This is a genomic window from Ureibacillus sp. FSL K6-2830, assembly GCF_038004145.1.
Taxonomy (GTDB): domain Bacteria; phylum Bacillota; class Bacilli; order Bacillales_A; family Planococcaceae; genus Ureibacillus; species Ureibacillus thermosphaericus.
This window is the reverse complement of record NZ_JBBOQR010000001.1, coordinates 2,787,270-2,800,254: the sequence shown is the minus strand read 5'-3', so window position 1 is coordinate 2,800,254 and position 12,985 is coordinate 2,787,270. Positions and strand designations below refer to the sequence as shown.

Sequence of the window (12,985 nt, the reverse complement as noted above, 5' to 3'; positions counted from 1 at the left end):
ACATTTTAGGGGTGAAGTCCTTTTTTATGTCTTTGAAATCCTTATGGCTCTTGGGTCAAAAAATATGCAAAATGCTCATGATTAATATAATCTGTATTGCAGACAAAAATGGCAATCCAAATGCAAATACTGAGTGTTTCGTTTTATGGTGGAATAGATACATCCCGATTAGCCCACCACAGGCACCTCCGATGATTGCAACGAACAATAATGTTCTTTCTGAAATACGCCACTTCTTTTTTCTCGCTTTTGATTTATCAATCCCCATCAATGTAAAACAAATCGCTGATAGAATCATCATGTAAACAATAAGAATTTCATTCATATGCGCTTCTCCTAAAAGAAAAAGACTGATAGGATGTCCTACCAGCCTTTAAAGTTGTTGTTTAAATTCGTGAAAAAATGAGTCAATTTCTTATTTCGCAATTGCTTTTTTCGCTTCTTCAGCAAGTTGAGCAAACGCTTGTGCATCGTTTACTGCTAAGTCAGCTAACATTTTGCGGTTTACTTCGATACCAGCTTGTTTTAAACCGTACATTAAACGGCTGTAAGAAAGGCCGTTTTGACGAGCAGCTGCGTTGATACGAGTAATCCATAATTTGCGGAAATCGCGTTTTTTCTGACGGCGGTCACGGTATGCGTATAAACCAGATTTCATTACCGCTTGATTTGCTGTTCTATATAAAGTGTGTTTTGAACCGAAATAACCTTTAGCTAATTTTAATACTTTTTTACGACGTTTGCGCGTTACTGTTCCACCTTTTACGCGTGGCATATTAATTACCTCCTGCTATTCTCTCGAAAATTAAATTTTTATATAACGTTCAATTATTTTTTGTACGCAAGTAAAGTTTTAATGCGTTGGTAGTCACCTGCAGTCATCACTTTAGCTTTACGCAGTTGACGTTTTTGTTTTGTCGTTTTGTTTGCAGCTAAGTGGCTACCGTAAGCACGGTCAAATTTAAATTTACCTGTACCCGTTCTTTTGAAACGCTTAGCAGCGCCACGATGAGTTTTCATTTTTGGCATAGTATTTCCTCCTAAACCTTATTTCGTAATCATTATTTTTCATTTTTTGGTGCAAGTACTAAAAACATGCTTCGGCCTTCTAATTTTGGCTTTTGTTCTACTGTTGCATATTCTGCACATTCTTCAGCAAAACGATCTAATACCCGCTGACCAATATCTGTATGCGTAATTGCGCGACCTTTGAAACGCAACGTACATTTTACTTTATCTCCTTTTTGAAGGAACTTGATTGCGTTTCGAAGTTTTGTTTGGAAGTCATGCTCATCAATTGTTGGGCTTAAACGTACCTCTTTCATGTGGATGACTTTTTGATTTTTGCGAATCTCGCGCTCTTTCTTTTGCTGCTCAAATTTAAACTTGCCATAGTCCATAATACGAGCGACAGGTGGCTTCGCTTGTGGTGCTACTAGGACAAGATCCAAGTTTACACGAGCAGCCATTTCTAACGCTTCATTACGGGATTTAATTCCTAATTGTTCACCGTTTTGATCAATTACACGAAGTTCACGTGCACGTATCCCTTCGTTGACGTATATGTCTTTGCTAATAAAAATCCACCTCCAAGGTTGTGTCGCGAATACACGGTTTGGAAACATCCCTGGTTGAACGTCGCTGTTGATTCTGTTATGTCCATAAAAAAAGACGGACATTTCAGAAGATGTCCGCCCGCCGAAAAATACGCAAAAAGAGCGTATTCATTTTTCATTTATTCCAAACCTGCCAACTGCTTGAAGCGTCGAAACAGGTGAGAAGCGGGCAGCCTCTACTTTCAACCACAAACTTGTATTCTTAACCTTTGTTATCGTAACATTCATATTTTAGAATGTCAAGTTTTTATCAATACATTCCTTTGAAAGAAAAAATAGAAAACTTTAAAATCCAAAATTCTTTAACGAATACTAGCTATCGTGCAATGATTAAAATTATAAACTAAAGCATTTTAAAAAATCAAGATGCCCTTTGCTAAGCTCCGGGCATCTTCCACACTAATCAAAAATACAAATCATCTTTGTATCCCGTTTACACTCTTGCGTCCTTTTTGATATCTTCAAGGAATTGTTCGAATGGAACTGTTTCGGAATCTTTAGATCCATATCTGCGAATATTTACCGCATTCGCTTCCACTTCTTTATCTCCTAATACCAACATGTATGGGATTTTCTTCATTTGTGCTTCACGGATTTTATATCCTAACTTTTCTTCACGAACATCCAATTCTACGCGAATACCAGCTTTACGAAGTGTTTCTTCCACTTGTTTTGCATAATCAAAATGCACTTCGTTTGATACAGGTATCACTACTGCTTGAACTGGTGCCAACCAAGTTGGGAACGCACCTTTATACTCTTCAATTAGGAATGCAACAAAGCGTTCCATTGTCGATACAATACCACGATGAATTACAACTGGACGATGTTTTTCTCCATCTTCTCCGATATATGTTAAATCAAAGCGCTCTGGTTGCAAGAAGTCAAGTTGCACAGTTGATAATGTTTCTTCTTTACCAATAGCAGTTTTTACTTGTACATCCAATTTAGGACCATAGAATGCCGCTTCGCCTTCCGCTTCAAAATATTCAAGGCCTAGGTCATCCATTGCTTCTTTTAACATGCTTTGAGCACGTTCCCACATTTCATCGTCGTCATAATACTTTTCTGTATCTTCTGGATCACGGTAAGATAAGCGGAAACGATAATCTTTAATATCGAAATCTTTATAAACATCTAAAATTAAGTTAACTACTCGTTTAAACTCATCTTTAATTTGGTCTGGACGAACGAAGATATGGGCATCATTCAACGTCATTCCGCGCACACGTTGTAATCCAGATAAACCACCAGATGCTTCATAACGGTGCATCATACCAAGTTCGGCAATTCGAATCGGCAACTCGCGGTAAGAGTGCATGCTGTTCTTGTACACCATCATATGGTGTGGACAGTTCATTGGACGAAGCACAAGTGTTTCGTTATCCATTTCCATTGGAGGGAACATATCTTCAGAATAGTGATGCCAATGTCCAGATGTTTCATATAAACTTTTAGAACCTAGCACTGGAGTATATACATGCTGATAACCAAGACTGATTTCTTTATCAACAATATAGCGTTCGATGATGCGACGAATTGTTGCACCATTTGGCAACCAAATTGGTAACCCTTGCCCTACAGTTTGAGATAAAGTAAATAGCTCAAGTTCCTTACCAATTTTACGGTGATCTCGTTCTCTTGCCTCTTCAAGCATTTGTAAGTGTTGTTTTAAATCTTCTTTATTGAAGAATGCTGTGCCGTAAATACGTTGAAGCATTTTGTTGTTAGAATCACCACGCCAATATGCTCCAGCTAAAGAAAGCAATTTAAACTCTTTTAATTTGCCTGTAGATGGAACGTGCACTCCACGGCAAAGATCGAAAAATTCCCCTTGATAGTATATAGAGACTTGTTCCCCTTCTGGAATCGCATCAAGTAATTCCAATTTATATTCATCGCCGATTTCTTCATAAATTTTGCGCGCTTCTTCGCGAGTAACGTTTTTACGTACGATCTCAAGGTTTTCAGAAATGATTTTTTTCATTTCTTTTTCTATTTTTGGAAAATCATCTGCAGATATTGGTGTTGGTGAGTCGATATCGTAGTAAAACCCACCTTCAATTACAGGACCAATCCCAAGTTTCACACCAGGGAATAAACGTTTTACTGCTTGAGCTGTTAAATGAGCAGTAGAGTGGCGCAATATTTCTAATGCATCTTCATGTTCTGGTGTAATGATTTCAATAGCACCATCTTCCTCAATTGGTGTTTTTAAATCTAATAACTTACCATTGATTTTACCTGCTAACGCTTTTTTACGTAATCCTGGGCTGATGGAAGCTGCCACATCATCAGTAGAAGTTCCTTTAGGAAACTCCTTTACAGCACCGTCTGGAAATGTTAATTGAATCACTTCAGACATACTCAAATTCTCCTTTACTATATTTTTTGATGCAAAATTTTTAGCTATTCTGTATTCATAGAAATCAAAAATTAATAAAGCTAAACAGTTGAAACCTAAAATAAAAAAACGCCATCCCAATAAAGGGACGACGCGATCGCTCGTGGTTCCACCCTTCTTCCTTCCGAAATAAAATTTCAGACGAAGCTCTAGGTCGGTGTAACGTACCGAAAACGTTAGCGGATTGTTCCCCGCTAATGCTCCGAGGTAGTAAAGTGTTGCGTCGTACTAGGAAACTTCCAGCCTAGGTTTCCCTCTCTATAAGCCGTTTCACAAACTTCGTGTCCTCTTCACCGCAAAATATTTTTCATCATCATAATGAAAGTATACGCTGAGTTTTTTAGAAATGCAACTATCGAAATAGACAAAGCTTTTTAAAGTCTCCTATTTCTTCCTGTCATTCGAATAGGAAACGTCACGGCTTTAATTCGCTCCATAATTCTTGCCGCTTTCACTACATCCATCTCACCACGAGAAGTTTCTGCTAGATGAATTTCCAATTGTTTATAATCTAAATTCGATGTAATAAAGGTTGGTAGCTGCTCACTCATTCGATAATGTAAAATGGATCCTAAGATTTCATCCCTCGCCCAGCTTGTTAATGATTCCGCACCAATATCATCGAGCATCAATACTGGAGCTTGTTTCACATAATCGACTTTCTCCTGAAGTGTTTGATCGTGGATGGAATTTTTTAATTCCCTTAAAAATTCAGGTACAAATACAAGAACTGACGGGACTTTTAAACTGGCGAGTTCGTTGGCAATCGCACCTAGTACAAAGGATTTCCCAACACCAAACTCTCCATACAAGTAAAACCCTTTTTTCGGTAATTCCCCTGAATTTTTGATATGAGCAACAAAATCAGCTGCATAATTAAGTATTTCAACCCGCGATTCATCATCAATCTCTAAATCTTTCAATGTTGCAGATAATACATCTTTTGGCATGTACATGCTTGAAATCATCGATTCAATTTCTCTGCGTTCATCCTCAATGATTTTTTGTTTGCATCGTTCATATTCAACATCTATGGAATTTTGAGCGATATACAGTTTTGGAACAAACCCTTTTAAATAATTAGTGCATTTTTCTGTCGAACCGCAGTTGCAACATTCGCTCGTTTGGCTAATATATTCATATAGCTTTGCTAAACTGCGTTCAACCATCTCTTTATTAACCACATCATCATGTTCTTTTAAAAATTTTTGAACGTTCGGATGTTCTAAAATTTGATTTCGGATGGCATTGTATCTTTCTTGAAAGGATGGAATTTGCACTTTATTTAAAGATTTTTTGATCGATTCGATGGTTGGTCACCTACCCGTCTACAACTCCAAGTTTTTGCAATATTTTTTTACGTTCTTCTTCAAAGTTAATTTTTTGTTTTGTGGACTGTTCTTCCTCTTTCCGAGGTTCGTTTCGTTTATAGAACCATTCTGGTATCTTTTCTTCCCTTATATTTCTGTATGGCTGTTTTCTATAGTTTAAATTAGAAGACTTTTTCTCTTCGTTTTCTTGTTTCCACTTATTATATTGATCCCGTTCTGTGCGAGCAAGTTCCATTGCTTCCTTCGCCGTTCGAACATTTTTCCTCATCCAATGGTCCGCAATTCGTTCAACATATTTGCGTGGCAATTTCATGTCTGTAGTTAGCATAACATATTCAAGCAATACATTGACAACTCCGACGGGCATGCCATGTTTCAATATTAAATCTTCTGCTATTTCGACAGAAGATGGCACTGGCTCTTTTCCGTTATTAATGTCTCTTAACACTTGAACGGGTGGGGTTGTTTCAAGGTAATCAATTAACTCTTGTTCTTTCGTTAAAGGCTGATTTTGTATTTCTTGCGGTTTCATTTCAAAAGTTTTTTCAAGTTTCGGCACTTCTTTAGAAATCGTTAATTTATAATAATCTGATGCAGCTTTTTTCAATCTATCTAACGAAATTCGCATTTCATCATCAATCGCTAAAATAACAACCTTCTGCATATCAAGTGGAGAGAATTGATAGAGGAAGGCTATCTTTGCAATCCATTCTTTTACTTCAATTGTAAATACACTGGTAGGAATCAATTGTTCCGATAACCCAGCTTGCAATAAAGCAAAATCAAATTGTTCATAATAGAATGGATAATTGCGATTTTTTGTTTCTAGGTTGGGTTCGATGAATTCTTGGGGAACATTCGTATGAATGGGTTTGTACACATCCATAAATGTTCTTGATACTTCTTTAAAAGAATCCATGTTCATTCGCTTGATGAATCGTTTCCGAAGTTTACGGTATGCTTGTTCTCCAATTTTACTGAAAAGAAACATCGATAATAACGGATCTTGAAAAAATGTCTCTGCATCAAGAGGACGCACTAATTCATATAAAAAGAAACGATTTTCTCCTTCTTCTTTTCGATATGTTCTTAATAAACCGATTGCTTCTAATGAAATACGGGCTTGAAACACTTTACCAATCGGCATATCTAACACATTCATTAAATAATAATGATTTAAAGTTTCCCTATGAGCATCTTCACCTTCTGCCCATAAAGTTAAATATAGGCTAATAGGTTCCGGACCAGTAAGTGGCTGATAGAAAAGCGTTAATAGTTGTCGTTCATGGGAAGATAGAGAATGAGGGAGAATAATGTCAAAATGATCCTTCGGTTGAAGCTCTTTATACAAATGAACCAATTTTGCTTTCCCCCTATAACTACTTTTTTGGCTGTCGATTCAATAATTCTGTTAACTCTTGCATAAACACATTAATATCTTTGAATTGTCTGTAAACAGATGCAAAACGAACATAAGCCACTTCATCCACCTTTGCAAGCTCATCCATTACCATTTCTCCAACATCTACAGAACTTACTTCCGAATTTCCTAGTCTTCTTAATTCTTTTTCAATAGAAAAGACGATTTGTTCAAGTTGTTCTAATGATACTGGACGTTTTTCGCAAGCGCGAATTAGCCCTCTTAACACTTTTTCTCGGCTAAATTCTTCCCTGGACCCATCTTTTTTCACTACAATTAATGGCGTTTCTTCTATTTTTTCAAAAGTAGTGAATCGGAAACCGCAAGATTCGCATTCACGACGTCTACGTATCTCTTTATTATCATCAACGGGTCTGGAATCTATGACACGCGTTCCATTGTAATAACAACTTGGACATCTCATAAAAATTTCTCCCTGTCTAGTATATTTAACATTATTATATCAAATAACATAGGAAGTAACACTTTTCCTAGTACATAATCTCTAATGGAAGATGATAGGTTTTCATTTTAATATACTTCCAACCAAAAATCGAGGTTATTTATATTGAATTTCATTAGAATGATTGGTAGCACTTTCAATGCATATTTTTCGGGAGTTTTGTATATAAATAGTAATGAAAGATTATTTTATCAAGTGATATTACATAACTACAGATTATATAAAAAAGTGTAGACAAAGTCGTTGTCAGACGATGTCTACACTTTATCAACTATTTATTATGCAGTTACCGCTTCAAGTGCTTTTACAACTTTTTTCGTTAAATCAATTACGCGTGCAGAGTAACCCCATTCATTATCGTACCAAGCCATTACTTTAACTTTTCTTGTACCCATTACCATTGTTAATTGTGCATCAATTGTAGATGAATATGTTGTTGTATTGTAATCAACAGATACAAGTGGTTCTTCGCTATAGTTTAGGATACCTTTTAATGAACCTTCACTTGCTTTTCTGAAAGCTTCGTTCACTTGTTCAGCTGTTACATCTTGTTTTAAGTCGACTACTAAGTCTACTAATGAAACATTTGGAGTTGGTACACGAAGAGCTAAACCATGGATTTTTCCTTCCATTTCAGGAATTACTTTACTTAATGCTTTTGCTGCACCAGTCGTAGTTGGAATAATGCTTTGACCACATGCACGAGCACGGCGTAAATCTTTATGCATGTTGTCTAGATTTTTTTGGTCATTTGTATATGCGTGAACTGTTGTCATTAAACCGTTTTCAATACCAAATTGTTCATGCAACACTTTTACAACCGGAGCTAAGCAGTTTGTTGTACAAGATGCATTTGAAATGATGTGGTGTTTTGACACGTCTAATACATCATCATTAACACCCATTACAATTGTTACGTCTTCGTTTTTACCTGGCGCTGTTAAAATTACTTTTTTTGCACCTGCTTCTAAATGAAGAGCTGCTTTTTCGCGATCATTGAATTTACCTGTTGCTTCGATAACTAAGTCTACTCCAAGTTCTTTCCACGGTAATTTTGCAGGATCGCGTTCAGCAATTAATTGAACACGTTTACCGTTGACGATTAAAGCATCTTCCTCATACTCTACAGTTCCATCAAAATGTCCATGAATTGTGTCATACTTAACCATATGTGCTAATGTTTTTGCAGGATAGCTAGCATTAACTGCCACTATATTTAAATCTTCTTGAACAATCGCTTGTCGGAACACCATGCGGCCAATTCGTCCAAAGCCGTTAATTGCAATAGAAACTGTCATTAATATAAGCCTCCCGTTTTACTTCAATTATGTTTACTATTTCTCAATTAGTATAGCACATTATTATAAAAGGTGTACCAATAATTCTAATAATAAAAAAGTTATTATTTTCAGAAAAATAAATGATTAAAGGGAAAAAGGTATTACTATGAGAAAATTATTTAAAATTACTGCTTAAAGTCTAACATTTCCATCGATTGCTGTTTTCATTACGTGAATGAAATGGAAAAAATTCACTTCACACAATGTTTAGAAATCAATAATTTGATCATCAATCGATGTAAAGCTTATGAAAGAACTCCCCATTCTTTCAAAATATGCTCTAATTGTTTTCGCGTCTCTTCAATTGTTCCATTATTATTTATAACCGCATCGGCTCCTTGTTCCTTTACTGCTAATGGCAGCTGAGAACGAATGCGGGCTTTTGCATCTTCCGCAGTTAATTGATTTCTTTTCATTAATCTTTCCAATTGTACATCTTCCGATACCGTCACGACTAAAATTTTATCAACAAAATGTTGAAGTTTACTTTCAAATAATAATGGAATGTCCATAATGACGGTTTTTTCACCATTAGCGATATATTCATCTCGCTGTCGCAACATTTCTTTCCGAATAGCTGGATGAATAATGCCATTTAACGTTTGACGTTTTTCTTCATCATTGAAGATAATGAATCCTAGCTTTTGCCTATTTAATTCTCCCGTCTCTGTTAGTACCTCTTCTCCAAATGCTTCAACAATTCTCTTTAACGTTTCGCTGCCAGGCTCCACTACGAGACGAGCCACCACATCTGCATCAACTATTGGCAATCCATATTCTTTTAACATGTTACTTACGGTACTTTTTCCACTTGCGATACTTCCAGTTAAACCAATAATCATATATAACACCCTTTTAACGTTGACATTTTGGACAATAAATGCTTGTTCTTCCTCCGATAATCATCGATTTCGTACTTGCATTACATGCTGGACAAACCTTTTTACCATACATTTTCAATCGATGTTGCATCCCGCCTGCTTCGCCATTGATATTGCGATAATCAGAGATTGTTGAGCCTCCCCTTTCAATACTTTCAAGTAAAACTTTCTGAATCTCTTCAAATAATGCGATTTTCCGCATTACACTGATTCGCCCAGCCTTTCTCGCAGGATGTATGCCTACTCGAAAAAGCGCTTCCGTTGCATAAATATTGCCGCAGCCGGAAATCACTTGTCCATCCATAATGACTTCCTTTATCGGTTTGTTTTTATATTTAGTAAGCTCACATTTTTCTAAAAAGTAGTTTAATGCAATTTCATCAAAAGGTTCAGGAGCCATTTGTAAAAGAGGTGGGTGCTCATCAATTGTATTTAGCAATCTCAATTCGCCAAATCTACGAATATCTGAAAATACGAGCAACTCACCAGTAGATAGTTGAAATGTGGCATGAATATGATTTCGAAACTTTTCTTCTAAAATTTCATTTTCGTTCTGAACAATAAACCAAGCACCAGTCATTCCTAAATGATTAACGAAAAGATATGGTGTATTATTTTTTTCTAAATCAATAAAAATATATTTGGCGCGGCGAAGCACCTTTTTGATTGTCATGCCGCGCATCTGTTCTTCAAATTCCCTTGGTTCCATATTTTTCACTATGCATTGTTTTCCTTGTTGATGAGCATCACAAACCGTTTTAGATAGGGCAACTTCTAAAATTGTCTTACCTTCTATTTTCGGGGATAGCGCCCGAACAACCCCTTCCACTTCTGGTAATTCAGGCATAATTTCACTTCCTTATTTCGCATCATACCAAGTATTTCCATAAGAGATGTCCACTTTTAATGGCACATCAAGTAAAATGGCACTTTCCATCACTTCTGGTACAATTTTTTCTAACTTTTCAATTTCTTCTTTCGGCGCTTCAAAAATCAATTCGTCATGTACTTGCAAAAGCAGTTTCGCTTGTAACCCTTCTGATTTCAATCTTGCGTCAATATCTAGCATCGCCTTTTTAATGATATCTGCCGCACTTCCTTGAATTGGCGTATTCATTGCTGTGCGCTCTGCAAAACTTCTTAAATTAAAGTTTTTGCTCGTAATATCAGGTAAATAACGTCGGCGGTTTAAGATCGTTGTTACATAACCTTTCAATTTTGCTTCTTGCACGATGTTATCCATATATTCTTTTACCCCTGGAAAACTTTCAAAATACTTTTCGATAAATTCTCCAGCTTCTTTTCTTGAGATATCGAGGTTTTGGGATAGTCCATAATCGCTGATTCCATAAATAATTCCGAAATTAACCGCTTTTGCCGCTCTTCGCATATTAGAAGTAACGTCCTCTTGGGATACATGAAATACTTCCATTGCTGTTCGTGTGTGAATATCCATCCCTTGATTGAAAGCTTCCACTAAATTTTTATCCTTCGACATATGTGCAAGCACGCGCAATTCAATTTGTGAGTAATCGGCGCTAAATAACAGCCAGCCTTCATGGGAAGGTACGAAAGCTTTCCGTATTTTTCTTCCCTCTTCTAAACGAATCGGTATGTTTTGCAAGTTCGGATCTGTAGAAGAAAGCCGTCCTGTTGATGTCAAGGCTTGCATAAAACGAGTGTGAACTTTGCCGTCTTTTGGATGAACTTCTTTGATTAATCCTTCAATATAAGTGGATTGTAATTTCGCAAGAGTTCTATATTCTAAAATCAACTGAACAATTTGATGTTCCGACTTTAGTTTTTCAAGTACATCCGCTGCCGTGGAGTAACCTGTTTTCGTTTTCTTTATGACCGGCAATCCTAATTTTTCGAATAAAATTACTCCCAACTGCTTTGGTGAATTAATATTAAATGTTTCGCCAGCCAACTCATAAATTTCTTTTTCAAGCTTCGCGATTTTATCTTCTAATTCTTGTCCCATAGTTTCAAGGGTAGAAATATTAACTTTAATCCCTTCGCTTTCCATCTTTCCTAAAATAACAGCCAAAGGCAATTCTAAATCATGGTACAAATCAAACTGTTCATTTTCTTTTAACTTATTTGTTACCCGTTCCTTACAGCTCCAAATCGCAAATGCTTTTCTGCAAACATGTTCAGCTAAAACTTCTTCACTTGGCAATGCCCATTTTGCCCCTTTTCCGTAAACAGCATCGTTGGAACGCACATCTGTATAGCCAAATTCCTTTGCCAATGTAGCTACATCATCACCTGAAATGGCAGGATTGACAATATAAGATGCAAGTAGCAAGTCGAATTCCACGCCTCGCAAATTGATGCCATGACGTTTTAATATACATTGCGCAGCTTTTAAATCCGACATATATTTTTTCTTCGTTTCATCTTCAAAGTAAGATTTTAGTCTTTCGCTCTTTTGCAAAACTTCTATTGGAACGAAAAAGGTATTTGAACCATCTGTAAAGCCAAAGCCTAATATATTACATGTATGATAATGCTCATTTTGCAACTCAACATGAACAGCCATCGTATCAGTAAAAAGTTCTTCCGTAATTTCACGAACGATTTTAAATGAAAGGGCAGCTGTTTCTTTTTCTTCAATTTCAAAATCTGATTTTTCAATTAGCGATTTAAATTGTAACTCTTTCCATACTTCAAGAACCGCTTCCTGATCAGGACCTGGATAATTTAAATCATTAAGAGAGATTTCAATTGGTGCATTTGTATTAATTGTCGCCAATTGTTTGCTCATTTTCGCCTGCTCTTCATTTGCGATAAGCTTTTCTTTCATTTTTGATTGTTTCATTTCATCGATTTGTTCATATAAATTTTCGATTGTTCCATATTCCTTTAACAATTTAATAGCCGTCTTTTCTCCAATGCCAGGAACTCCCGGAATATTATCAGATGCATCTCCCATAAGACCTTTCATATCGATAATTTGTATTGGAGATAGTCCATATTTTTCCTGAATATGTTCGGGTGTATATTGTTCAATATCTGTCATTCCTTTTCGAGTAACATAAACCTTTACTTTCTCTGTAGCGAGTTGCGTTAAGTCTTTATCACCCGAAACAATGACAACATCGATGTTTTCCTTTTCCGCTTGTCGAGCTAGCGTACCAATGATGTCATCGGCTTCATACATTTCTAGTTCGTATCTTTTGATGCGATAAGCGTCAATTAACTTTTGTAAATACGGAAATTGTTCTGATAATTCCGGCGGCGTTTTTTGACGTCCGCCTTTATATTCTTCAAAAGTTTGATGGCGGAACGTCGTTTTTCCAGCATCAAATGCAACGAGCATCTTCGTCGGTTGTTCTTCTTCTAAAATTTTTTGAAGCATCGTTGTAAAGCCATAAACCGCATTTGTATGAATCCCATTATCATTCGATAATAGGGGTAATGCAAAAAATGCTCGGTAGGCTAAACTATTTCCATCTAGTAATAATAATTTCTCTTTCCCCACTCATTTGCACTCCTTCAACGTATAAATCATCTTCCATTACTTT

At 36.3% G+C, this 12,985-nt stretch carries 12 protein-coding genes and 1 other annotated feature; all 12 genes read right to left on the bottom strand.

The window, feature by feature from the left end:
* Positions 1–55: 55 nt before the first annotated feature.
* Positions 56–325, bottom strand: coding sequence for a DUF1294 domain-containing protein (locus tag NSU17_RS13870; RefSeq protein ID WP_340705291.1), 270 nt, complete (start codon positions 323–325; stop codon positions 56–58).
* A 90-nt stretch (positions 326–415) separates the two neighbouring features.
* Positions 416–775 carry a 50S ribosomal protein L20 gene (rplT, locus tag NSU17_RS13865; RefSeq protein WP_016837149.1) on the bottom strand — a complete coding sequence of 120 codons (360 nt, stop codon included), beginning with the start codon at positions 773–775 and terminating at the stop codon, positions 416–418.
* A 53-nt stretch (positions 776–828) separates the two neighbouring features.
* Positions 829–1,029, bottom strand: a complete 201-nt coding sequence (rpmI, locus tag NSU17_RS13860; RefSeq protein ID WP_096551475.1) for a 50S ribosomal protein L35 — start codon at positions 1,027–1,029, stop codon at positions 829–831.
* 32 nt (positions 1,030–1,061) lie between these two features.
* The gene (gene infC, locus NSU17_RS13855) at positions 1,062–1,565 is read right to left on the bottom strand and encodes a translation initiation factor IF-3 (RefSeq protein ID WP_016837147.1); all 504 of its coding nucleotides are present in this window, start codon (positions 1,563–1,565) and stop codon (positions 1,062–1,064) included.
* Between the two features lie 92 nt (positions 1,566–1,657).
* Positions 1,658–1,804: a sequence feature (ribosomal protein L20 leader region), on the bottom strand.
* Positions 1,805–2,049: 245 nt separating this feature from the next.
* The gene (gene thrS, locus NSU17_RS13850) at positions 2,050–3,981 is read right to left on the bottom strand and encodes a threonine--tRNA ligase (RefSeq protein WP_340705290.1); all 1,932 of its coding nucleotides are present in this window, start codon (positions 3,979–3,981) and stop codon (positions 2,050–2,052) included.
* A 413-nt stretch (positions 3,982–4,394) separates the two neighbouring features.
* Positions 4,395–5,330 (bottom strand): primosomal protein DnaI, encoded by a 936-nt coding sequence (dnaI, locus tag NSU17_RS13845; RefSeq protein WP_340705515.1) that lies wholly within the window; start codon positions 5,328–5,330, stop codon positions 4,395–4,397.
* A 10-nt stretch (positions 5,331–5,340) separates the two neighbouring features.
* Positions 5,341–6,711, bottom strand: a complete 1,371-nt coding sequence (locus NSU17_RS13840; protein ID WP_096551481.1) for a replication initiation and membrane attachment family protein — start codon at positions 6,709–6,711, stop codon at positions 5,341–5,343.
* A gap of 19 nt (positions 6,712–6,730) precedes the next feature.
* A complete protein-coding gene (nrdR, locus tag NSU17_RS13835) occupies positions 6,731–7,195 on the bottom strand; it encodes a transcriptional regulator NrdR (RefSeq protein WP_016837143.1) in 465 nt (154 codons plus the stop codon).
* A gap of 317 nt (positions 7,196–7,512) precedes the next feature.
* Positions 7,513–8,532, bottom strand: coding sequence for a glyceraldehyde-3-phosphate dehydrogenase (locus tag NSU17_RS13830; protein ID WP_096551483.1), 1,020 nt, complete (start codon positions 8,530–8,532; stop codon positions 7,513–7,515).
* A gap of 287 nt (positions 8,533–8,819) precedes the next feature.
* Complete coding sequence (gene coaE, locus NSU17_RS13825; RefSeq protein ID WP_340705289.1) at positions 8,820–9,416, bottom strand: dephospho-CoA kinase; 597 nt, start codon at positions 9,414–9,416, stop codon at positions 8,820–8,822.
* 13 nt (positions 9,417–9,429) lie between these two features.
* Positions 9,430–10,302, bottom strand: coding sequence for a bifunctional DNA-formamidopyrimidine glycosylase/DNA-(apurinic or apyrimidinic site) lyase (mutM, locus tag NSU17_RS13820; RefSeq protein ID WP_340705288.1), 873 nt, complete (start codon positions 10,300–10,302; stop codon positions 9,430–9,432).
* A gap of 12 nt (positions 10,303–10,314) precedes the next feature.
* Positions 10,315–12,942 carry a DNA polymerase I gene (polA, locus tag NSU17_RS13815; protein ID WP_340705287.1) on the bottom strand — a complete coding sequence of 876 codons (2,628 nt, stop codon included), beginning with the start codon at positions 12,940–12,942 and terminating at the stop codon, positions 10,315–10,317.
* Between the last annotated feature and the right edge of the window lie 43 nt (positions 12,943–12,985).